The 24,436-nt window shown below is 33.6% G+C and carries 22 protein-coding genes and 1 tRNA gene; 7 read left to right on the forward strand and 16 right to left on the reverse strand.

The genetic code is table 11. The annotated features are described in order from the left end of the window. Window positions 1-4 precede the first annotated feature (4 nt). A complete protein-coding gene (locus GQR98_RS01625) occupies window positions 5-445 on the reverse strand; it encodes an Lrp/AsnC family transcriptional regulator (RefSeq protein WP_159017986.1) in 441 nt (146 codons plus the stop codon). Between the two features lie 122 nt (window positions 446-567). On the opposite strand from GQR98_RS01625, the gene GQR98_RS01630 reads away from it, so the two are divergent. Both GQR98_RS01630 and GQR98_RS01635 read left to right on the forward strand, forming a co-directional pair. After that, window positions 568-963 (forward strand): hypothetical protein, encoded by a 396-nt coding sequence (locus GQR98_RS01630; RefSeq protein ID WP_159017988.1) that lies wholly within the window; start codon window positions 568-570, stop codon window positions 961-963. 69 nt (window positions 964-1,032) lie between these two features. Beyond that, window positions 1,033-1,118, forward strand: a tRNA-Leu gene (locus GQR98_RS01635). A gap of 23 nt (window positions 1,119-1,141) precedes the next feature. Here the strand turns inward: GQR98_RS01635 and GQR98_RS01640 are convergent. Next, a complete protein-coding gene (locus GQR98_RS01640) occupies window positions 1,142-2,104 on the reverse strand; it encodes a D-2-hydroxyacid dehydrogenase (RefSeq protein ID WP_159017990.1) in 963 nt (320 codons plus the stop codon). A 146-nt stretch (window positions 2,105-2,250) separates the two neighbouring features. Next, entirely contained in the window at window positions 2,251-3,441 is a 1,191-nt protein-coding gene (gene sucC, locus GQR98_RS01645; protein ID WP_159017992.1) for an ADP-forming succinate--CoA ligase subunit beta, read from the reverse strand. A gap of 194 nt (window positions 3,442-3,635) precedes the next feature. Between sucC and lysA the strand changes: the two genes are divergently transcribed. Beyond that, window positions 3,636-4,871 carry a diaminopimelate decarboxylase gene (lysA, locus tag GQR98_RS01650; RefSeq protein WP_159021056.1) on the forward strand — a complete coding sequence of 412 codons (1,236 nt, stop codon included), beginning with the start codon at window positions 3,636-3,638 and terminating at the stop codon, window positions 4,869-4,871. A gap of 136 nt (window positions 4,872-5,007) precedes the next feature. Beyond that, complete coding sequence (locus GQR98_RS01655) at window positions 5,008-5,946, forward strand: sterol desaturase family protein (RefSeq protein WP_159017993.1); 939 nt, start codon at window positions 5,008-5,010, stop codon at window positions 5,944-5,946. 47 nt (window positions 5,947-5,993) lie between these two features. Here the strand turns inward: GQR98_RS01655 and GQR98_RS01660 are convergent, their stop codons facing one another. From GQR98_RS01660 to GQR98_RS01680, 5 genes are all read right to left on the reverse strand, one after another. Next, on the reverse strand, window positions 5,994-6,962 hold the full coding sequence (locus GQR98_RS01660; protein WP_159017995.1) for a T9SS type A sorting domain-containing protein: 969 nt from the start codon (window positions 6,960-6,962) through the stop codon (window positions 5,994-5,996). Window positions 6,963-7,178: 216 nt separating this feature from the next. After that, on the reverse strand, window positions 7,179-7,730 hold the full coding sequence (locus GQR98_RS01665; protein ID WP_159017997.1) for a hypothetical protein: 552 nt from the start codon (window positions 7,728-7,730) through the stop codon (window positions 7,179-7,181). Window positions 7,731-7,733: 3 nt separating this feature from the next. After that, window positions 7,734-8,201, reverse strand: coding sequence for a type II secretion system protein GspG (locus GQR98_RS01670; RefSeq protein ID WP_159017998.1), 468 nt, complete (start codon window positions 8,199-8,201; stop codon window positions 7,734-7,736). Next, complete coding sequence (locus tag GQR98_RS01675; RefSeq protein WP_159018000.1) at window positions 8,202-9,614, reverse strand: M20/M25/M40 family metallo-hydrolase; 1,413 nt, start codon at window positions 9,612-9,614, stop codon at window positions 8,202-8,204. 202 nt (window positions 9,615-9,816) lie between these two features. After that, window positions 9,817-10,683 carry a PPK2 family polyphosphate kinase gene (locus GQR98_RS01680; RefSeq protein ID WP_159018002.1) on the reverse strand — a complete coding sequence of 289 codons (867 nt, stop codon included), beginning with the start codon at window positions 10,681-10,683 and terminating at the stop codon, window positions 9,817-9,819. A 201-nt stretch (window positions 10,684-10,884) separates the two neighbouring features. Here GQR98_RS01680 and GQR98_RS01685 point away from each other — a divergent pair, with 201 nt between their 5' ends. The 3 genes from GQR98_RS01685 (at window position 10,885) to GQR98_RS01695 (ending at window position 14,060) form a co-directional block, all read left to right on the forward strand. Next, complete coding sequence (locus GQR98_RS01685) at window positions 10,885-11,631, forward strand: hypothetical protein (RefSeq protein WP_159018004.1); 747 nt, start codon at window positions 10,885-10,887, stop codon at window positions 11,629-11,631. A 276-nt stretch (window positions 11,632-11,907) separates the two neighbouring features. Beyond that, the gene (locus GQR98_RS01690) at window positions 11,908-13,482 is read left to right on the forward strand and encodes a M1 family metallopeptidase (protein ID WP_233268060.1); all 1,575 of its coding nucleotides are present in this window, start codon (window positions 11,908-11,910) and stop codon (window positions 13,480-13,482) included. Next, the gene (locus GQR98_RS01695; protein ID WP_159018006.1) at window positions 13,482-14,060 is read left to right on the forward strand and encodes a YdeI/OmpD-associated family protein; all 579 of its coding nucleotides are present in this window, start codon (window positions 13,482-13,484) and stop codon (window positions 14,058-14,060) included. The genes GQR98_RS01690 and GQR98_RS01695 overlap by 1 nt, the downstream gene beginning before the upstream one ends. A gap of 14 nt (window positions 14,061-14,074) precedes the next feature. On the opposite strand, the gene GQR98_RS01700 is transcribed toward GQR98_RS01695, so the two are convergent. The 8 genes from GQR98_RS01700 to GQR98_RS01735 form a co-directional block, all read right to left on the reverse strand. After that, window positions 14,075-15,355 (reverse strand): glycosyltransferase, encoded by a 1,281-nt coding sequence (locus GQR98_RS01700; RefSeq protein ID WP_159018007.1) that lies wholly within the window; start codon window positions 15,353-15,355, stop codon window positions 14,075-14,077. 19 nt (window positions 15,356-15,374) lie between these two features. Beyond that, window positions 15,375-17,462: an HAD-IIB family hydrolase gene (locus tag GQR98_RS01705; protein ID WP_159018008.1), complete on the reverse strand. Its 2,088-nt coding sequence runs from the start codon at window positions 17,460-17,462 to the stop codon at window positions 15,375-15,377. Window positions 17,463-17,724: 262 nt separating this feature from the next. Then, complete coding sequence (locus GQR98_RS01710) at window positions 17,725-19,191, reverse strand: magnesium chelatase (protein ID WP_159018009.1); 1,467 nt, start codon at window positions 19,189-19,191, stop codon at window positions 17,725-17,727. Window positions 19,192-19,270: 79 nt separating this feature from the next. Continuing rightward, window positions 19,271-20,395, reverse strand: a complete 1,125-nt coding sequence (locus GQR98_RS01715; protein ID WP_042500165.1) for a vWA domain-containing protein — start codon at window positions 20,393-20,395, stop codon at window positions 19,271-19,273. A 90-nt stretch (window positions 20,396-20,485) separates the two neighbouring features. After that, entirely contained in the window at window positions 20,486-21,163 is a 678-nt protein-coding gene (locus GQR98_RS01720; protein WP_159018010.1) for a Crp/Fnr family transcriptional regulator, read from the reverse strand. 51 nt (window positions 21,164-21,214) lie between these two features. Then, a complete protein-coding gene (locus GQR98_RS01725; protein ID WP_159018011.1) occupies window positions 21,215-22,054 on the reverse strand; it encodes a universal stress protein in 840 nt (279 codons plus the stop codon). An 87-nt stretch (window positions 22,055-22,141) separates the two neighbouring features. Further along, the gene (locus tag GQR98_RS01730) at window positions 22,142-23,191 is read right to left on the reverse strand and encodes a response regulator (RefSeq protein WP_159018012.1); all 1,050 of its coding nucleotides are present in this window, start codon (window positions 23,189-23,191) and stop codon (window positions 22,142-22,144) included. Then, window positions 23,191-24,432 carry a PAS domain-containing sensor histidine kinase gene (locus tag GQR98_RS01735; protein WP_159018013.1) on the reverse strand — a complete coding sequence of 414 codons (1,242 nt, stop codon included), beginning with the start codon at window positions 24,430-24,432 and terminating at the stop codon, window positions 23,191-23,193. The genes GQR98_RS01730 and GQR98_RS01735 overlap by 1 nt, the downstream gene beginning before the upstream one ends. Window positions 24,433-24,436 lie beyond the last annotated feature (4 nt).

Here is a 24,436-nt window from a genome sequence, read left to right on the forward strand (position 1 = left end):
AGGCTTAAATCGGTTTAATTTCTTTTTGCTTAATAACGCGAGACAGTACAATTTGTGTTTTCGTTTCTCCGTAACTTATCAATTGATCAATAAAAACTTCTAAGTGTTTATTATTTTTTAGAACCACTTCCATTACAATGTTTTCCTCGCCTGTAATACGGTAACAATTCACCACTTCATCATACGTTTTAACCTTTTCTAAGAAAGGCTTTAATTTCCCCATAAAAGCGCGAAGCGTAATGATGGCTTTTAATTGATATCCCATTTCAAAAGGAGATACTATGGCTTTATATCCTTCTATAACACCAAGGTCTTCCATTTTCTTAATACGCTCGGAAACTGCTGGCGAAGTTATACCAACTTGTCTGCCAATTTCGGCGTTAGACATACGTGCATTTTGCTGTAAACACTTTAAAATCTTACTATTAAGTGCATCAAACTTCATTTAAAAGAATTTTAACTATAATAAATTAATATTTAAAGCAAATATACGTTTTTACTTTAAAATCTAAAGAGAAATGTAATTTCTTGTCGCTAAATTTGATAAAATTGCTAGAGGTAAAAATAATGACATCTAATACCCCATCAAATCTATCGGAATTACCGGTTTATAAAAAAGCCATTGAGATTTTATCTTTATCTCAACGTATTTCTATGTATTTAAATCACGATTTATCGGGTTTAAAAGCCGATGGAACAGAAGATGCAAATATTTATTTTTCTGGAGATATTATTCAGCAATCGGTATCACTTGTTCCCGAGATTGTAAATGCTGAGTTAGAACGTTATTCTGAAAGAAAACACAAGCATATTGCATCTTTAAGACGATTAACAAATATGCTTTATAAAAACTCGTACCGTTTAGAAAAATCTGACAGTAATGGTAAAGACTTTTTGCCTATTTTACGTAGCGAATTAAAGAAATTCAAAAAACTTCAACGCAGTTGGTTACTTACTTTGTAATTATTTGCTTTTTATATTTTTAGTTCACAAAGACATCATTATATTTACGCCCGATTTAAAACCTCAAATGCGCACGTGGCGGAATTGGTAGACGCGCTGGCTTGAGGGGCCAGTATCCGTTTTAGGATGTGGAAGTTCGAATCTTCTCGTGCGCACTTTATTATTTCTACCTAAATATTCAACTCACTACATGAGTTGGTTTTCCTTCTAAAAAAGCTTCAATATTATCTGCCATTGTTTGCATTAATCGTGCTCTAGCCTCTTTTGATGCCCAAGCAATATGTGGCGTAATAATACAATTTTCAGCATTTAACAAAGGGTTATCTGCTTTTATAGGCTCGCTAGAAACAACATCTACAGCCGCTCCGGCTAGTTTATTGTTATTAAGAGCATTTTTTAAATCTTCTTCTACAATTAAACCACCTCGAGATGTATTTATCAAGAACGCGCTATCCTTCATTTTTGAAATAGAATCCGAATTTATTAATCCTTCTGTGCTTTCAGTTAACGGGCAATGCAAACTCACAAAGTCCGATTGTTTAAGCAGCTCATCTAATTCAACATATTTTAAAGTTTCCGATTCCAATCGTAAATCCTGACTTCGGTTATAAGCCAAAATATTTAATCCAAAAGCTTGCGCCATTTTTGCTGTAGCCTGCCCTATTCTTCCAAAACCTATTATACCTAAGGTTTTACCTGAAAGTTCTATAAGTGGTGAATTCCAAAAACAAAAATCTTTAGACTTAGTCCAATCGCCATTTTTAACGGCTTTATTATGGTCGCCAACATGATGGCACAATTCTAAAATAAGTGCCATAGTAAACTGCCCTACGGCCTGTGTACCATAAACCGGCACATTAGATACCAGAACACCTAAATCTTTAGCAGCTGCAATATCAATAACATTATATCCTGTTGCCAAAACACCAATATATTTAAGGTTTGGAGCTTTCTCTAAAACCGCTTTTGGCAAAGGTGTTTTATTGGTGAGTACCATTTCAGCTTCACCTATATGTTTAATAATAATATCGTGATCAAAAGTTGTTCTATCATGCACTTCTAAATCGCCAAAGGCTTCAACTGCTTTCCAACTTAAATCTCCTGGGTTTAATGTGTAACCGTCTAGAACTACTATTTTCATATCTTTTGCTGTTAATTCCTTTCAAAAATCATTCAACTATAAAACTATAAGAAAATTATAATAACAGCAACTATTTCAAAATATATCACAAAAAAAAAGAGTAACGCCTAAACGTTACTCTTTTTAATATATAATGTAGTAAAAGCTTAAGCCAATACTTCTTGTACTTTATCTGCAGCTTCTTGAAATTCTGTAGCACTCATTACTGCTAAACCAGAGTTATCAATTAATTCTTTTGCAATATCAGCATTGGTACCTTGTAAACGTACAATAATTGGCACGTTAATAGTTCCCATGTTTTTATAAGCATCAATAACACCTTGAGCAACACGATCACAACGAACAATACCTCCAAAAATGTTAATTAAAATAGCTTTTACAGCTGGATCTTTTAATATAATTTTAAATGCAGCTTCAACACGTGCAGCATCTGCAGTACCACCAACATCTAAAAAGTTAGCTGGCTCACCACCTGCTTGCTTAATTAAATCCATAGTTGCCATTGCTAAACCAGCACCATTTACCATACAACCAACGTTACCGTCTAGGTCTACATAGTTAAGGCCAAGTTCTCCTGCTTCTACTTCAATAGCACTTTCTTCACGTACATCACGTAAAGCTAAGTAATCTTTATGTCTGTAAAGTGCATTATCATCGATAGTCACTTTAGCATCAACTGCCATTATTAAGTTATCACTTGTTTTTAAAACAGGATTAATTTCAAATAATGAAGAATCAGATTTTACGTAAGCTGTATAAAGATTAGTAACAAATTTTGTCATTTCTTTAAACGCTAAACCAGATAACCCTAAGTTAAATGCTACGCGTCTTGCTTGAAATGGTAATAAACCTGTATTTGGATCTATTTCTTCAGTAAAAATTAAATGTGGAGTTTCTTCTGCAACAGTTTCGATATCCATTCCACCTTCAGTAGAATACATAATCATGTTACGACCTGTACCTCTATTTAATAAAACAGATACATAAAATTCGCTAGTTTCAGTTTCACCTGGATAGTAAACATCTTCAGCAACTAAAACCTGGTGTACTCTTTTACCAGCAGCAGACGTTTGAGGTGTTACTAAGTCCATCCCAATAATTTGTCCTGCAATTTCTTCAACTTCTTTAAGGTTTTTGGCTAATTTTACTCCGCCACCTTTTCCACGACCACCTGCATGTACCTGTGCTTTAATCACGTGCCAGCTTGTTCCCGTTTCCTCAGTTAATTGTTTTGCGGCAGCAACTGCCTCCTGTGCATTTTGAGCAACCATACCACGTTGGATACGTACACCAAAACTGCTTAATATTTCTTTACCTTGATATTCGTGTAAATTCATAATCTGCTTGATAATTTTAAGTGCAACAAATGTAAATAATCGTTGGTAATTACACTAATTATTTTATGCGGAAATTATCATTTATCCGTTTTTCAGTGTTAAATAATTAACAAAATGTTTAATTTGTATAATTTTTACTTTATTTATTTTTTATTGAAGCAAAAAAAATATCTTTGACAAAAATTATAAAAACCATGCAAGAGAGTCAATTGCTTAAAATTGCCAACGAATTTGGCAGCCCTGTATATGTTTATGATGGTCATAAAATTGAGAACCAGTATAAACGCTTAACTAGTGCTTTTAAAAATGTTAAGAAGTTAAAACTTAATTATGCGGTAAAAGCATTATCAAACATTTCTGTTTTAAAGCTTTTACATAGTTTAGGTTCTGGTATTGATACCGTTTCTATACAAGAGGTGCAATTAGGTTTAGCTGCTGGTTTTAAGCCTGAGCAAATTATTTTTACACCAAACGGAGTTTCTTTAAACGAAATTGAAGAAGCTGCTAAATTAGGTGTTAAAATAAACATTGATAACCTTTCTATTTTAGAACAGTTTGGTGCAAAACACCCAAACACACCGGTTTGTATTAGAATAAACCCGCATGTTATGGCTGGTGGAAATGCAAATATTTCTGTTGGACATATTGATTCTAAATTCGGAATTTCAATCCATCAAATACCGCACATTTTACGTATTGTTGAAAATACTAAAATGAATATTAACGGTATCCATATGCACACCGGAAGTGACATTTTAGATATTGAAGTGTTTCTTTATGCAAGTGAAATTTTGTTTGAAACGGCAAAACAATTTGATAATTTAGAGTTTATCGATTTTGGTTCTGGTTTTAAAGTGCCTTACAAACCAGGCGATATAGAAACGAATATCGAAGAGTTAGGAAAAAAACTTTCAGAAAGATTTAACGATTTCTGTAAAGATTACGGTAAAGAATTAACCCTAGCCTTTGAGCCAGGTAAATTTTTAGTTAGCGAATCGGGTTACTTTTTAGCGCAAGTAAATGCGGTAAAACAAACTACATCAACTGTTTTTGCACAGGTAGATTCTGGATTCAATCATTTAATTCGTCCAATGTTTTACGGATCACATCATGAAATTAGTAACATTTCTAACTTAAAAGGTCGTGAACGTTTTTACACCGTTGTAGGTTACATTTGTGAAACAGATACTTTTGGAAATAACAGAAGAATAAACGAAATAAATGAAGGTGATATTTTAGCCTTTAAAAATGCAGGCGCTTATTGCTTCTCTATGGCAAGTAACTATAACTCACGTTTACGCCCTGCAGAAGTTTTATGGTATAATGAAAAAGCACATTTAATTAGAAAAAGAGAAACTTTTGATGATATTTTACACAATCAAATAGCTGTCGATTTTTCTGAACAAAAAGAAACTGTAGCCGCTAAATAAGTTACTGTTTATAAAATTTTAAATCCGTTTTGAGGTAAATTTATCTTAAAACGGATTTTTTTATTCAAAAAAACTATTTTTATTAAGGTTTTCGAACAAAATCACGCTATTTTTGGAGACAAACAAATATTTTTCAATGGATTTTACAAACCCTTTAGTATATGGAGTTCCTTGTTTTTTAGGACTCATATTATTAGAACTCTCATACAGTAAGCATCGTAAAGAAGAACGAAGTCAAAAACTATACAACTGGAAAGATCTAGGTGCCAGCCTTACCATGGGTATTGGTTCTGCGGTATTAGCTCCACTTACAAAAACTATTGCGGCTATTGTACTTTTTAATTATGTATACGAAGTTTTTAACCCTTTAGTAGAAGGTGTACGCACCAATATTATGGGATACGAATCTTTTGGTTATGCTTGGTATATTTGGATAATTTGCCAATTATTAGACGATTTTAGTTATTATTGGTTCCACCGCCAAAACCATAATGTTCGTTTTTTATGGGCGGCTCACATTGTGCATCACTCATCAGATAATTTTAATTTAGGTACAGCCGTAAGAAACGGTTGGTTTACTATTTTATACAAACCATTTTTCTACATGTGGATTGTTGCTATTGGCTTTCCGCCAGAAATGCTTGTGGTTTGTTTAGGTATTGAAGCGCTTTGGCAGTTTCAATTACACTCTGTTTACATTCCTAAAATGGGAATTATAGAAAAATTTATGAACACACATACCATGCACCAGGTACATCATGCTCAAAACTTTGAGTACATGGATAAAAACCACGGTGGATTCTTAAATATTTTTGATAAAATATTTGGAACTTGGAAAGAACTAGATGAAAATATAGAAATAAAATACGGTGTTACACATGCACCAAACTCATACAATCCTTTGGTGATTTTAACGCACGAATACAAAGATATCTGGAACGATATGAAAAAGTCGAGCAACTGGTACCATAAATTTATGTATGCATTTGCTGCTCCTGGCTGGAGTCATGATGGAAGTTCGCTTACCATTAAGCAACAAAGAAAACTATTAGAAAAACAAAACCTGAAAATTTAATTTTCAGGTTTTGTTTTTTTGTGTAAAATGTAAATACGAATATTTTATTATTGCTTCACAAATTTTTGAGAGAACACACCTTTATCTGTAGCGACACTTGCTATATATAAACCAGATTTCAATTGATCTACAACTAATTTTCTTTCGTTAGTTTTTACGTTTAAAACTTGACGACCAGAAAGATCTACTATTGAAATAGACTCTACTTCTGCTTTAACATTAATGTTTAACTCTTCCTTTACAGGATTAGGTAAAATAGAAAATTCTACTTGACTTAAAGTTTGATCGTTTAAACCAAGGGTACTAGTTGTTAAGCTTTCAGCTGTTTCAAAAGTTTCATTATCAAAGAAATCACTCGAAATATCTATACGAGTTGTTCTAAAAACTAAATCTCCATTATCCTTATAATAATAATAAGATGTTTGCACTAAATCTGCAACCTTAATCGGGAATGGCACCCCATCAGGAATCATATACAAATCTAAATCTTGTACAAGATTCAGTCGAGTAACTCCTCCTGTAAAATTCTCGCCTGTTAAACCACTTATATTTACATTTAATGTTCCTTGAGCATCTACACTTCTACTCATAGTACCTATAAATGTTCCATTGTTACCGCTAAAAGAAAAACTTCCTGCTATATCGTCAGCATTAGGATTATAGGCATAAGCTAAAGGAAAACTTCCTATTTCTCCTTTATCTGTATAGACAAGATTTACTCCGTTGCTCTCAGCACCAGTAAATGAAATAACTGCACCACTTTTTTCTAAAAAGATTTTACTTACTTGGGTAGTACCAGCATTAGTATTTATAACAGCTGTAGAACCTGGATAGCTAGCTATTGCTGCATCTGTTGTTGAATACTCATCAGATGTATTTTGATTGTCATAAGTAACATTAAAAGTCCAAGTAGCATTTGCTCCTGCCGCACTTTGGTCTGTTGGAGCGCTAACAACAGCAAACTCAGAGCCTGCCGCACTCTCAAACGTAGGTATCGAATTTTGAGAATATCCCAAACTCGTAACGAGGAGTAATTAAAGTAATTTTAATTTCATAGTAATTTGTAATTTATAGGATTAATTGTAGCACAAACTTACAAAAAACGCCCTCCCCTAAATCGATGAAAAACAGCGTTTCATAGAAATTACAGATTATTTTTTTACTTTTAAAAAAAACTATATTATTATCATTTTTAAAGCGAATAATTAAATAATCTCGCTAAAAAACGCCTTCTAATCACGAATTTTTCCACTAAACAAATTAATATTAGAATTAAATGAATTCCCCGAAGCCCGGCGCAGTGTTACCAATTGCCCACAATGCCAAATAGCATCGGAAATTGGTCCGTTTATCATGTTCCAAAAAGGATGTCTTGCTGTATCAAATTCTGATAAATCTTTACTCGACCTCAAAATATTAGAGGCTTTCTTTAAATTGAATAAAGTTTGCTTTCTTTGATCTTCAAATAACATCTTTTTGTCAACCGTTTTTTTACTTTCTTCTGAAATTGAACTTAGAATAAAATGAGATAAACCCAATATATGCTCGATAGTTTTTGCACTAGTGCGTCCCGATTCACTTGCTTTATAATCCAAATCTACATCACGTAAACCTTCACTAGCCCAATAATAACGGAATCCAAGAGCATCTATCATTCTTGCTGCTACACTACCTGCTGTGTAATTTTCGGTTGGCTCTTCTAGCTCATAATATGGTAACTCCTGTTCTTGCGCCATGGCTCCTAAATTGATTATTAAAAATGAAATAAGAATTTTAAACTTCATAATTTATTTATTGTGTTTAATATCATCACTTGTATCTAATTCACCATCACTTCCTAAAGATTGTAGTTTAAATTCGGTTCCGTAATTAAGAGATTTATAGTGAAACTCTTGTTTCCATGAATCGAATATTACATTTTGTCTCAACGGATTATTCCTAACAACATCACCAATTTTTTTGGGATATCGACCTATATCTTGTTTTTCTTTTTCTAGTATTTTTGCTAATTCAACTATTTTACTACGTGTAGAATCTTGATTAGAATCTTTAAATAGTAATACCCCTGAAATGAATAATATTAAGGAAATAGGAAAAACGATTAGCATTATTTTTTGAGAAGGATAAAGCATGAACTTTTTAGGAAGTCCATGCTCTTTTTCAAATTTTCGCCGTTTTCTTTTTTTAAACCAAAATTTAATATCTTGAAACCAGAGTAATAAATCGGCTATTAATTCTGCTAGAAGTAGCCACATTTATTTTTTAATATTCCCTGAAGTATTTATTGGGTTAATGCCGTATTTATCGAACAAATAAACCAAAGATGTCATAGTTGCTGCTCCTAATTCTAGTTCGCGTTTGTTAATAGCATCGAAAGTATCGTTACTAGCGTGATGATGATCGAAATAACGTTGAGAATCTGGACGTAAACCTGCCAATACATTAGTTTCGGTTTTTAACGGACCAACATCTGCTCCACTTCCACCCTTTTCAAAATAATGAATTAAGTAAGGTTTAAATAGTGGCTCCCAGCTTAAAACTTGACTAAAACTAGCATCACTACAATCGAAATTAAAACCTCTAGGTGTAAATCCACCAGAATCACTTTCTAAAGCAAATACATGATTTTCATTTTTTTGTTTAGCAACTTCAGCATATTTTTTTCCACCACGTAAGCCATTCTCTTCATTCATAAAAAGCACCACTCTTATGCTACGTTTTGGTGTTATTCCAGATTCTTTTAATAATCGTAAAACATCCATAGATTGTACAACGCCTGCGCCATCATCGTGAGATCCATCGCCTAAATCCCAAGAATCTAAATGACCACCAACGACCATATATTCATCTGGAAATTCACTCCCAGTAATTTGCCCGATAACGTTATAAGATTGCACGTCTTTTAACTGTTTACAACTTTGCTTAAAATAGAATTTAATGTCTTTATTAAGCTGTAACATGGTGCTTAATAAATTAGCATCGTTAGTACTAATGGCTGCTGAAGGAATACGTTCATCGACTGGTAAGTTACCATAAGTCATGCTTCCTGTGTGTGGTAAGTCGTCTTGTCTTAAATTCATAGAACGCACAATTACTGCTACTGCTCCATATTTTGCAGCTTCCACAGCACCACTGTAACGTTGATTTACACAACCACCATAAGCTTCGAAAGTGCTAATTAAATCGGCCTGCATTGGGCGATTGTAAAACACTATTTTACCTTCGACCTCAGCCTTCCCTAAAGCTTCTAATTCTTCAAAGTTTTTAACCTCAACGATATTAGCTTTTAAACCTAAACCTGGCGTAGCTACTGAACCTCCCAAGGCACATATATTTACCGTGTTTGTTTTACCGCGTTCGGTTTCTATAAAAGCATATTCTTTTGCTCCACGTACCCAACGTGGTACCATTACAGGTTGTAACCAAACTTTATCTAATCCTAATTTATCGAGTTCTTCTTTGGTGTAAGCCACTGCTTTCTCTGCTCCTAAAGACCCTGATAAACGACTCCCTATTTGATTTGAAAGGTGATTTAACCACTGGTAACTTTGTCCGTTTGTTAAAGATTGCTTGTAGATGGTTTTAAGTACATCTTCATCACTTTGGGCAACTAAAACAACAGAACTTAAAGCCATTGCAATTGTTAAAACTCTTTTTAATTTTATCATTAGTAATATACTTTGGTTATTAATATGGGTTAGTTTTTTTTTGTTAAAGATAATATTTCATCAAAACCGAGCTTGATTGAAAATTATAACTTTTTGTTAATTAACCAGCCGAAATTGCGTTAACGATTGAACGGCCTGTTTAAGCTCCCCGACCAGCGGAAGGGAGCGAGTAGTGAAAGCGTGTTAAAACGCCCAAAACCTTTTACTCATTAGCTAACTGAGCTTTATAACTCTCTAAATTAGCCTTAATTTTATCGTTTAATTCTGGCTCTGTGATATCGGTATATTTAATTAAATTATCGTGTAAAATTTTCGCGACCAATAAGCGCGCTGTTGGTTTATCGTCGGCAGGAATAGTGTACCAAGGCGCGTGTGACTTAGAGGTTCTATTTATGGCATCTTGATAGCAGTCTTGGTATTTGTCCCACAACTTACGTTCTTTAAGATCATCGGGCGAGAATTTCCAGTTTTTTTCAGGCTTATCTAAACGGCGCAATAATCGGCTTTTTTGCTCTTCTTTAGATAAGTTTAAAAAGAACTTAAATATTATGGTACCGTTATCGGCTAGGTGTTTTTCGAAGTTATTAATTTGCTCGAAACGCTTATCCCAAAAGGCTTCATTTACATCGTCTACGGTTTCTATTCCAGGAATATTTTCACCCAAAATATATTCGGGATGCACTCGAGTTACTAATACATTTTCGTAATGTGTACGGTTGAAAACGCCAAATTTACCACGTTGCGGAAGCACTAAATAATGACGCCATAAATAATCGTGACCACGCTCCAAATCTGTTGGCACTTTAAAACTATGGCACTCGATACCGCGCACATTAAATTCCTTAAAAACTTCGCGCACCAAACTATCTTTCCCAGAGGTATCCATCCCTTGTAAACACACTAAAACAGCATGTTTATCGTGAGCATACATAATGTTTTGCCACTCACCTAATTTTTTACGAATGCTTTTTAATTCACTTTTAGCATCGTCTATTACCAATTTTGTTTCGGAGTTTTTAAGGGAAATATTTGATGTTACTTTGAATTTATCTATTTCAATATTTTTCATATGATAGTATTGCGGAAATTAATTTGTATAAATATAATAAAGAATTTATAAAACCACTTACTAACCTAAATTAGAAATGGTGAACTGCTCGAATTTTAAGGACAAAACCAAGTATTATCTGTGTTTTCGACAAACTACACCCTCGAGCAAATTGTTTTTAATACTTTAGCCCATCCAAATCCCTATTAATACCTACTTATTATGAAAACCTTTTTACTCCTACCTATTTTATTTTTAACCTACGCCATGCAGGGCCAAGGAAATTGCGAAGATGCAAGTGCTTACCTAATTAATTCTTACTCGCATGTTAAGGATGCTTACGACTCTAACAATATTAGCCATTTACAATACTATTCGAACCGCTCGGTAGAATCTATAAAACTATCTAAGCAAAATTTAGCAGATTGTAATTGTAAAAAAGCCCTTGATTTGGCTAATCAGGTTTCAGATTTATTAGTTCAGGTAGAATCTGCAACGACTAATGAAGATGGCCGGTTTTATGTAAAACGCGCCAGAGATTTAAGTAAACAGAGTGTTATTGAAATTGACAAATGTGCCTACAACAATGCTAATAATATTGAAGTTGAAGAAACCCCAACCGAAAATAATGCCTTAGCCAATTTACAAAAAGAACAAGAGCAATTAAAGCAACAACAAGCGGCTTTAAAACTTAAAGAACAAGAAATAAAACAGAAGTTAGCCGAACAACAAACGGAAGCTTTGGCTTTAGAAAAGAAACAACTTATAGGCAAATACAAACTAGCAATTAGCTCTACAGTTAAAACTTATAATGAAAGTTTAAAACTGTGTAACAACAGTAATACGTTAACAGCTACAGATACAGATGTATCTCAAGAAAGCTTGGAAACTATTAAGGCGCACTATATTTCGAGCTTAAAAAAATTAGCTTCAGATTATGTTACGCAGTTAGATTTGTGCGTCAACTAAACCGGTTACTCCAAACTTAAAAACACAGCGCTTCGAATTTATTTTTGAAGCGTTTTTTTATAGTATGAATTAAAATATTTTAGAACTAAATAGATTTAATATATTCTAATCAGTTATAGAATATATTTGGTTCGAGCCGTAAAAAATAATACTATTGTATAAGCGCAAAACATATTAACCAACAAATACCCCAAAAGCATGTTTACTCAGAAATTTAAATGGCCTGTTTGCATCTTAATGTTTCTATTTTCTATATCGTTGTTTTCACAAGGATTAATGCAAGAAAAACACAATTTCACACGACAAGACACACTACGCGGAAGCATAACTCCTGAGCGCGAATGGTGGGATTTAACCTATTATCACTTAGACATAAAAGTAGACCCAGACAATAAATTTATCTCTGGAAAAAACACCATTCAATACAAAGTATTGAAAGCCGATTCTGTAATGCAAATTGATTTACAATCGCCTTTAAAAATAACGAAAGTTGTTCAAGATAACATTGAACTCGATGTTAAACATGATGGCAATGCGCACTTTATTAAACTTCAAGAAAACCAAGCTTTAAATACTGTGAAAAGTTTAGATGTATATTATGAAGGTAACCCAAAAGAAGCGGTTAACGCACCTTGGGATGGCGGAATTTCTTGGAAAAAAGACTCGAATGGAAATGATTTTATTGCATCATCTTGTCAAGGTTTAGGCGCTAGCGTTTGGTGGCCATGTAAAGATCATATGTATGATGAAGTAGACAGTATGCTTATTAGCGTTAACGTGCCAAAATATTTAATGAATGTATCGAACGGAAGGCTGAGACTTGTAGAACGTATTGGAGATACCCAAACTTATAGTTGGTTTGTAAAAAACCCTATTAATAACTACGGTGTAAATATCAACATTGGCGATTATGCTCATTTTTCTGAAGTTTATGATGGTCAAGGTGGAAATTTAGACATGGATTATTATGTTTTAAAAGATAACCTAGAAAAAGCCAAAGAACAATTTAAAGACGCTCCAAAAATGATGAAAGCGTTTGAACATTGGTTTGGACAATATCCTTTTTATGTGGACGGCTACAAACTAGTAGAAGTACCTTATTTAGGTATGGAACACCAAAGCTCGGTTACTTATGGCAACCAATACAAACCAGGATATTTAGGTCGTGATTTATCGGGAACAGGTTGGGGCTTAAAATTCGATTATATAATTATCCACGAATCTGGTCATGAATGGTTTGCTAATAACATCACTAACGTAGACATTGCGGACATGTGGATTCATGAGAGTTTTACAACTTATTCTGAAAATCTATTTTTAGACTATTACTATGGAAAACAAGCTTCTTCGGAATATGTAATTGGCACAAGAAAAAGCATTAAAAATGACCGCCCAATTATTGGAAATTACTATGTTAACCACGAAGGTTCTAGCGATATGTATTTTAAAGGCGCTAATATTTTACACACTTTACGTCAACTTATTGAAGACGATGAAAAATGGAGACAAATATTACGTAAAATGAACGTAACATTCTATCACCAAACAGTAACTACCAAGCAAATTGAAGATTATTTATCTGAAGAATCAGGCATTAATTTAACAGCATTTTTCAATCAATATTTAAGATCTGTAAAAATCCCTACTTTAGAATATTCCATTAACAAGAAAGCACTAAAGTATAGATGGACAAACATTGTTACTGATTTTGATATGCCTCTTGAAGTTAAAATAAATGATGAAAATGTTTGGTTAAAACCAACTTCTGAATGGAAAACATTAGACTTTAACTCAAACATTTCAACCTTAGATGTTGATATTGATTTTTATGTTGAATCAAAGAAAATATAATGCCTTTGGAAACTCCGGAATTTTATTTTAAAACAGACACCACTTGGCGCGAATGGCTACATGAAAACCATAAAGATTTTAAAGGCGTTTATTTGATTTTTTATAAAGTTGAAAATGAAGAAGCCTCCATGCGTTGGGAAGAAGCCGTAAAAGTTGCCATTTGCTATGGCTGGATAGATTCTACAGTAAAAAGCTTGGGAGATGGAAAACGCAGGCAATATTACTCTCCAAGAAACCAAAAAAGCGTTTGGAGCGCCTTAAATAAAAAGTATATTAAAACGCTTACTACAGAAGGTTTAATGCACCAATCTGGTTTAGATATTATAAATATTGGTAAACAAAACGGCAGCTGGACAGCACTTGATTCTGTTGAAAAAGGCATAATACCAGACGCTTTAAAAAAGGCCTTTGATGAAAACCCTGAAGCTTTTAAAAATTACCAAAACTTTGCACCTTCATATAAAAAGCATTATTTATTTTGGTTAAACAGTGCTAAACGGGAGGCTACAAAAACAAAGCGCATAACCGAAATTATTCGATTATGCGCTAATAATATCAAAAGTAGAGATACCTGGTAAATAAAGAATTTCTATTAATAAAACAGATTGGATTCCATGGTGTTTTGACTGATAGAACTTGTAAATACTTGCAACATACGCTTTGCAATACCTGTCCATCCAAAATTACGTCTAGCAAAACGAGCACCTTCCACAGATAGCTCATTTCGCATTTTAGGATACAATAAAGGCATGGCCATCATAGCTCCAAATTCTGTAGGTCTATGTGGATCTGCAAATAATGCTTGATTTCCAAAATCTATTAAATCGTATAAGCCACCATGCACAGTTACCACACTTGGTGTTCCACAAGCCATAGCCTCAATGGCTACCATTCCAAAAGGTTCATAACGTGAAGGCATTACAAAAATATTAGCTGCGCGATAAACGTTAGCTAAGTCTTCATCAGCGATATAATTTTTCCATGTTATTCTATCTAAAACCCCTAATTCCTTTGCTAGTTTTTTTAAACCTGCAACACCTTTATCATCCTGCTCAGACTGGTCACCACCAATGGCTGCGACTAATCGTGCTTCCGGACAAAGCTCAAAAACTGTTGGGAGTGCTCTAATTAATAAATCGTAACCCTTATTATGCGCCATTCTACCTAAAGCAAGAATATCTGTAGGTTGTATATCGTATTTTGCCCTAATTTTATCATTCTCTTTGGAAGGCACTGGATAAAAACGATTTTCGTCAATACCAGGAGGAATCATGGTGCAATTTTTAGACAGCACATCGTATTGTTGAGTCAATAAATCGACTTGAGGCAAAGTAGTTGCCACAATATGGTTGCACATTTGGTAAACAAAATATTCCTTTCTAATACGCTCTTTAAAACGGTAGGTCTTTTCCATTTCCTTTTCTTCCATATCACTCCCCATGCTGTGCTGTTTCCACCAACCTAAAGAATGTGGCGTATGCACGTGAGATATACCTAATTCTTCAGCTATTTTTTGGCCTGCCCAACCGGCATCCCAGTAATGGGAATAAACCACATCATATTTTTTATTCTCTTTTTTTATTGCCGCTAAAGTATTTGTTACAAAAGCTTTAAGATGGTCGTGCATATCTTCTTTCCTAATGAATTTTTTACCTCCAAAAGGAATTCGCCAAACACTATAATTTTCATGAACATTATCGTACTCTGGTTGATCTTCGAATTGACGTGTTACCAAATCTACTCGCTTACCTAAACGACTAAAACGTTCTGCAAGTTCTAAAACATAAACTACTTGCCCTCCTGTATCAGGCTTACCAAGTTCTGGATTTGCTCCTACATATCCATGTAAAGAGATCATTAATATTGATTTCATAGTTTTATAGTTTGTTAAATTATTTCTTAATTATTTTTAAATCATGACAAGCTGAAATGTACTGAGCAGCAGACCAAGCTTGATAGGCTTTCCCCATGGCTTTTCCGGTAATACCGTGTGCCCATTCATTAAACTCCCACTCATCATTTAAACCTTCCTTATTTATTAAGGCCAGTTTATGCAACTCAGAAATAGCCATATCTCTAAAACCAAGCTTCCCAATAAATTTCACCCAAAAACCACCTACAAAAGGCCAAATACCGCCGTTGTGATAGTGGTTTGGTAAATTCAATAAATTAACGGTATAATAAGGTTTCCAATCGGGATCTCCTGGAGTTACAACCGGATACACATTAGATACCGGAAAAGGATCGTTAACACCTACGCCTAACATAAATTTAAAGGTTTGATGTGCTTTTTCGGCATCGACTGTACCAAACAAAAAGGCGAGCACATTTCCGAAAACATCACAACGCCAACTAAAATCGAATGGTGTGGTTTGCTGAATTAAATAAGGCGTATCACCTAGTGTAAATTGACGCTCTGCGAATGATACCGTTTGAAATAATTTTTGCTGTGTAGATGGCCAGAAATTCTGTAAAATTTCCTTTTTAATAACCTGAGACCATCGAATGTATTCTCCAGCTTCATCATAATCGCCGAGCATTTCTAACATTCTACCAAAGCACACATTAGAACGGTACCAAAGAATTTCATCATATAAAATATTATAACTTCCACCGAATAAATCCGTCCAATCTCCAGCTTCAGGAATTTCTAATAAAGCATCATTATTACTATCGTGCGCACCAAGCCAGCGCATGGTTTCCTTAATATCCCCAATATATTTACGTAAAAACTTAATATCTTTTGTAACGTTTACATATTCGTAAAATGCAATTACAACCCATATGCCGCTATCTATAGAGCAAATCCCACCTACTCCAGAATAATCGGGTTGATTGTCTTTTAAACGTACGTTAGAAGGGATTTGCCCGTTTCTCGAGCTATTCTCTATTAATGTTACTAAAGTCTGCCGCTGACATTTATGTATCTCTTCATCATCAACTAAAGACAATGAACCAATTACTGTAATAGCGCCATCTCTGGCCCAAACACTATGGTAGTTTTCATCGGTTCCATGGGTAATATTATCTTCAATAGAGCATGCTGAAAACCCGAGAGGTGTTATATTTTTCTTTAAAGCAATAATAGCTTTCTCGTAACCTTCTAAAATAAGGTCTAGCTTTTCTTTATCATCTTCCGAAGCAATACTATTTAATTCCTGTTGAATAATATAATCTTCAGTATGGTCTGTATTGCTTGATACAATAGCCTCTTCTGGCAGAATACCATAATACACTAAACCTTCTATAACACCATCACCACAATCTTTTTCTGCATGGTAGATTTGACGGTATTTGGTATATTTATAAAGTTCTTCGTGAGCATTCGCTACTACAATCCCTTTAATATCTTCCATATCGAACATGGCAGAATCGTTACCGCTATCTCCTGCAACCAAAGCATTCGAAGCTTTTAAATTCAGTTTTCGTAGAAGCCATTGCAAAGCATTTCCTTTATTGGCCCACTTAGGAAGAATATCTAGAAATTGCTCTTGAGAATACACCACGTTAATATCCATATTGGCTCTAACAAAAGTATTTTCAATCTCGGTAATAACAGCTTCTGTAGCATTGTGAAAATAATAACTACGCTTATAATCATGCTGATATTTACTTGGCTGTTCGTTTATTGGGCCATCGATATTTTGTATAATATCTTCTACCAATTTTAAATCCCAACCATCGTCTAAAACGTCATTAAATTCCTTAACAACACATTTTTTATTGTAATCATAAATATGAGTACCTACACCAGAAATAATATAATCGGGCTCTGGCAATGTCCCTTTCTCTATTAAATGAATAACATCATCAACTAAACGCCCCGTATTGTATGCAAGCAAAACATCTTGTTTTGGCTTATGTTTTTTCCATACTTTCCGAAAGTTACTTTTATGAGTATTAAAATCTATAAGCGTGTTGTCTATATCAAAAGATAATAGATTGATATCATGTTGAATTTCACTATTAGGTTTTTCCATAAAATCTTTAAAATTTATCCATTATTGTCAATTTTCACTCTATTTTGAGTATAAAATAAGGGTTTTTAGTCAAAAAACCAAAGAAAACAGATTAAACCAAAAGTGTTTTCCTTATATAGGAAACAGAAAGATATAGACTACGAAATCTTAAAAACAGCACTATAATTTTTGAGTATATGATAATTGGTGAACCAAAAAAAAAAAGCGATAAGAAAATTTATTTCTTAGCGCTTTTTTAATTAATAACATATTTATCAAGTGATTAAATACCACTTATAAAACTTCCATAAGGATCTCTAAATTGAGTGCCTTCGGAAAAACGTTGTTTACTTAATAATTTAAACTCTACTAATGCCCAAAGCACAAACTCTTTCATGAAATAAGTATCTTCGGGTTTTAAGTTAGGCTGATACTCGCCAAGCAAGTCGTCTAAAGGAGAAATAGCATCTAGTAAATTAGTATATTCTTTGTTTTTTAAATCGTCTAACAATTCAAAACCTTCTTTTTCGTTAAAAAACCATGATACAATATCATCATACGGGCCTTCTTCATCTTGCTTTTGAAGTTTGCTTATCTTCGGAAAAAATTCTTCAAACAGACTCTTTACAGCTTCACCTATTAGATTGTAAGCCACCACAGCAGCGCCTTCTTGCTCACCTTCATAAACCAACTCAACCTTACCGGTTATTGCTGGAATAATCCCAGAAAAGTCACTTAAACGAACCATAGTACTATCGTCTCCACAAATTAGAGCACGTCTTTCGGCTGTGCTTAATAAATTTTCAAATGCTGTTATACTCAGCCTAGCACTTACACCACTTTTTGCATCTATATATTCACTTTCTCTAGCTTCAAAAACAATTTGCTCCAAAAGGTCTTTAGCAAAATCAGGAACCTTTACGGTGCTTTTTTGTCCTTCAACTAAATTAGATTCTTGCTCCGTAATACGTCTAGCCGTTTCAATATCTTCAGGGTAATGCGTTAATATTTGCGACCCAATTCTATCCTTTAAAGGCGTTACAATACTCCCTCTATTGGTATAATCTTCTGGGTTTGCCGTAAATAAAAACTGAATATCTAAAGGCAACCTCAGCTTAAAACCTCTAATTTGAATATCACCTTCTTGTAAAATATTAAATAAGGCTACTTGTATTCTAGCTTGTAAATCGGGAAGTTCGTTAATTACGAAAATACAACGATTTGCTCTCGGAATCATACCATAATGAATTACTCGATCATCGGCATAACTTAACTTTAAATTTGCAGCCTTTATAGGGTCGACGTCTCCAATAATATCGGCAACCGTAACATCTGGCGTTGCTAATTTTTCTGCAAATCTGTCACTTCTATGTAACCAAGAAATTGGTGTATCGTCTCCCTTTTCTTTTATTAACTCTACGGCAAATCTTGAAATAGGCTGTAACGGATCGTCATTAATTTCCGAACCTGATACAAACGGAATGTATTCATCTAAGAGATTCAGCATCAAACGTGCTAAACGTGTTTTTGCTTGTCCGCGTAAACCTAATAAATTAATATTATGCCTTGATAAAATTGCACGCTCTAATTCAGGAATCACGGTATTTTCATAACCATGAACCCCTTCGAAAGTGGTTTCTTTATTTTTAATTTTTATGATTAAATTATCTCGCAATTCATCTTTTATTGATTTACTGCTGTAACCTGACTTTTTAAGTTCACCTAATGTTTTTATGTTTTCTATTTTCATATCTTATATTTAGAAAAGAGATTCTAGAAAAAAATAGTACTCGCACTCATCTTTTTTTCTGAACTCTTTATTTTATTTTTTATCCTTTAATTCGTTTTTTTCTATTGGTTTCGTAATCTTCGAAAATCATTTCACCTAAACCTTTTAAACCGGTATAAAACGCTTTCCCTTGGTTGGCCTTTGTAAACTCGCGAACAAACTGCATTAAGTAGTTATCCTGCGCAATCATAAAGGTTGTAATAGGAATATGTAAACGCCTCGCTTGTTGCGCCATGGCATAACATTTATTTACAATATGGGTATCTAAGCCATTACTGTTTTTATAATATTGACCATCCGGAAGACGCAAGCAACTTGGTTTGCCGTCGGTTATCATAAAAATTTGCTTGTTGGTGTTTCGTTTTCTTCGGAGTAAATCCATAGCCAATTGTAAACCAGCAACGGTATTTGTGTGGTATGGTCCAACTTTTAAATACGGCAAATCTTTAATTTCTATTTGCCAAGCATCGTTACCAAACACCAAAATATCGAGTGTATCTTTTGGATATCGCGTGGTAATTAATTCGGCTAAAGCCATGGCTACTTTTTTAGCTGGTGTTATTCTATCTTCACCATACAAAATCATACTGTGGCTAATATCAATCATTAACACGGTACTCATTTGCGCTTTATGCAAGGTTTCTTCAACAACTAAATCATCTTCCGATAAGGTAAAATTAGAAATTCCATGATTAATTTGCGCATTTTTTAAACTCTCCGTCATCGATACCTTATCTAAAGCATCACCAAATTGATAGTTTCTAAAATCGCCAGTATGCTCGTCGCCTGTGCCCTGCCCTTTACTTTTATGATTCCCTTGTCCGCTACGCTTTATATTACCAAAAATCTGGTCTAAGGCTTGCTGCCGAATAGCGCGTTCGGTTTTTGCAGTAATCGCAATGCCGCCATTACCATCTGGGTCTATTTCTTCTTTTATGTAGCCCTTCTTTTTAAGGTCTTCAATAAAATCGTCTATAGTATATTCTGCAGTGGTTAAAGTATATTCTTTATCGAGTTCGCGCAACCAATCTATAGCCTCGTCAAAATCTCCAGAAGTATGTGTAATTAGTTCTTTAAAAATATCGAACAACTTATCGAAAGGAGATTGATAAGGTGCTTCGTAAGTTTTAAAAACAAAACCTTTTCTTGATGTATTTCTATTCATAACTGTATAAAAATACTCAATTTAAATTCAAAAAAGTAGCAAGTGATAATCGGAATTATCTATGGGCAGAATGAGTTCGGTTATACTATGTTATTCTACACGTTTTAAACCCGCCAAATCTTCGATTTTAATATACTTGCCTTTAGTAGAAATAAGGTTTTCTTTTTTTAGTTGAGAAATAATACGAATAGCAGATTCTGTGGCAGTGCCCACAATATTAGCGTAATCTTCTCGCGATAACAAAATACTTAATGTACCATCTGTATTTTCACCAAAATTACTATGTAGATAAATTAACACATCTGCCAGTCTTTTACGCACTGTTTTTTGAGCCATGTTGACAATAATATCATCGGACTCTCGCAAATCTCTAGCCATAACTTTAAGCACATCAAAAGAGAATTTAAGATTGTTTTGAAGGTCTGCCATAATCTCTCCACGAGGAATAAAACACACTTCCATATCGTTTAGCGCTACAGCTTGTAGGTTAGAAACTTCTTCAGTTATTAGTGAGCGTTGCCCTAACAATTGGCCTTTTACAACCATTTTCACTATTTGATCTTTTCCGTTTTCACTTAGTTTAGATAATTTACAAATACCATCTTTAATACAATAGACTCCGTTAATATTTTCTCCTTCTTCGAAAATAACTTCTCCCTTTTTAATGATTCTAGAAGTTTTACAGCCTGAAATACGAATTAATTCATCTTTAGTTAAAGACTTCATTGAATTAAATTGTTTTATTATACATTGTTCACACTTCCCCATACCTATCTTGATGTTTTTACTTTTAAAATAATTTTGAATGAAAACCCCATTTTAATGTAAAACTAAAAAAGGGACATCGGTATAATAGCGCTTTTTGGGTGTTGTGGGATGAAATAGAATTTTTTGAAAATAATTTAAATTCTTAGCCATCATGGCAATTAAATTAATCTGTTTATGTTCAACAAAATTCTGAACAGCATCTTCTATATGATTATCTGTTAAAAAATGAAACGTATGCTCGTGACTATTAAAATAATCGTCTAAAAATTCTTTGTTTTTTTGTTGATCTTCATTTAGATCTGTACTTTTTTTATTGATATGAAGCGCTCTAACCGCGGCTTGGTTTGCCTCAATAATATCAGCCATAGGCTGTAAGGTTTCCACATGATAGAAAAATGAAAAATCGGTAGGAAAGGCAATTTCTTTTGGACTAACGTACTTTGCATTTTCGGGCACAACCAATGTGGTACATTTTACTTTTGTAATTACATTCCCGGTGTTACTGCCAACGGCTAAATTTTTTAAACCAGACGCGCCACGTGTACCCATGACTATAAAATCAATCTTTTTTTCTGTAACCTGGTTTCTAATAGAATTAAGAATATAGTTATTATCCATAACCGGATAAAAACGGTGTTTATCACTAAAATAAGGACTTTTTATAATACGTTTTATGGTTTGTTGTAGCAGTTTTTTTGACGGACTTTTTACGACACTAGAAACTATGGTATCGTCATTTGCTGATACTTGTTCCTGAAATCTGGAAACCTCGGAAGTGTTTACGTGCAATATGTAAAAATTACACGACGACTTACTAAAAAAACGCAACGCATACTCTATGGCATTCCAAGCGTTTTCAGAAAAATCTGTGGGTATTAAAATATTCTTCATGCCTATCTTCTTCTAGAGAACAAAAATAAAGGCAGGATGTTTAAGGAAATATGACCAATATCATGAACACGCCATATTTAGGATATTTTAACGTACTTGTTGCAGTTTATCTAAATCTAAAATTTTGATATTTCTACCTTCAATTTCAATAATACCGCTGTCTTTGAAACTAGATAAGGTTCTAATTAAACTTTCGGTCGCAATACCAGCAACACTGGCCAAATCGTTACGCGAAATTCTAATAGTGTCTTGTGGGTTTCTATTTAATTTTTCAGCAAATTGTAAGATGGTATTTGCTGTTCTTTTTTTAACCGAACTGTATGCCATTTGCAGTAAATGATCTTTTACATCGGTTAGGTTTTCTGTTAGTAATTGTATTAATTCTAAGGTAACTTGGTGGTTGTTATTAAGCACCTCTTTTAAAGCGCTTTTTGTAACACCAATTAAGGTGGTTTCTTTTATAGCGGTTGTAGATTCCTCGTAGGTTGTATTTTGCACAAAAGATGTGTAACCAAACAAATCGTCTTCTTTATACAAAGCAGTTGTTAAATCTTTCCCTTTTTCATCAAACTTATGAGACTTCACTAAACCTTTAGCTATTAAATAAATATAGTTTGAGTGTTGTCCTTCTTCATAAATAATATCGCCTTTTGCGTACTTTGTTATTTCACCATTATCATCAAAAAAGTTTTTTAAATCATTAAGCGTTCTAATATTAGACTCATCAGTTTCCGCTTCTTCCTTCTTATCGTTTATATCTTTAAGAATAGCCGCTTTGGCCAATCTACTTTCTATAGCACTAATAAGTTCGTCTTCTTCAAAGGGTTTGGTAATATAATCGTCGGCACCCAAATCCATCCCTTTTCGCACATCTCTACGTTCCGTTTTTGCAGATAAAAATATAAAAGGAATATGCTTAGTCGTTTCGTTTTTAGATAGCGCTTCTAAAACACCATAACCATCGAGTTCTGGCATCATGATATCGCATACAATTATATCCGGTAAATTTGCAATAGCCAATTCTACCCCTAATTTCCCGTTTCGAGCAGTCATCATATTATAGTTAGACAGTTCTAATAATTCTGCTGTGTTTTCTCTTAAAACAACATCATCTTCTATCAATAATACTTTATTCATTATTCTGCTTTATTTTTTATTATAATTGTAAATATACTTCCTTTATTTTCTTCACTTTTAAAACTAATAGTACCGCCTAAGTTTTCTAAATGGCTTTTCACGATATTTAATCCAATACCAGTTCCTTGTTCAAGCAAGGCATTTTCAGCTCTAAAATAGCGATTAAATATACTTTTTTGATCTTTTTCCGGAATCCCAATACCGTTATCTTTTATATCGAATGTAGTATGGGTATCATCTTGCTTAATCATGATATCGACAATAGTATTTTCCGAAGAATACTTAATAGCGTTATGCACTAAGTTAGATAATGCTAATTCCAAAATTTTCTCATCCTGATGCATTGAATACTCATCGATATTCTCAGGGTAATTAATTTTCTGTCCATCTTTTAAAAGCATATTTGCATTGTAAACCACTTCGTTAACTACTTTACTCAATTTAAATGTAGTTAACTTATAATTCATTTTTCCAGTCTCTAATTTTTCAATAGATAGAAAATCGTTCAATATATTATTTAGGTAATGTACCTTATCGGAAATTGTTTTTATATGCTTATCGCGTCTTTCCTGCTGTTCTGTTAATTTGTACTTACTCAACAACATAGACGATGTTAAAATACCACTTAAAGGCGTTTTAAACTCATGAGAAACTAAAGATAAGAATTTAGTTTTCAACTCATTAAGCTCTTTTTCTTTTTTAAGCGCATTACTTATTTTATTTTGGGCATCAATACGTTTCTTTATTTCTTCATCCCGCTCACCATTAACAACTTTTAGTTTTTCAACCGTACTACTCAATTCTGTGGTACGCTCGTTAACTTTTCTCTCTAATTCATTATTTAATTCTAGTAACTCAAGTTCTTGTTGTTTACGTATAGAAATATCGATAACCAACGTCATTATAAACGTTTCTCCTTCAATTTCTAACGGATTTAATCCAGCTTCAACGGGGAATGTAGAACCATCTTTATGAGCGCCATACAAATCTCTACCGCGCCCCATTTTACGGCTTTCTTTATTCTTCATAAAGCCATCAAAATGAGCACCATGATTGGCATGATAGGTTTTAGGGATTAGAATATTTAAGTCTTGATTTAATAATCCTTCTTTGGTATAACCAAACATACTCTCGGAAGACTTGTTGGTTGCAACAATTTTTTGATTTTTATCGACAACAATAACACCTTCTGAAACAGCTTCAAAAAGCACATTAAAAATTCGATCACTATTCTGAAACATTATT

Source organism: Algibacter sp. L3A6, from assembly GCF_009796825.1.
Classification (GTDB): Bacteria; Bacteroidota; Bacteroidia; order Flavobacteriales; family Flavobacteriaceae; genus Algibacter.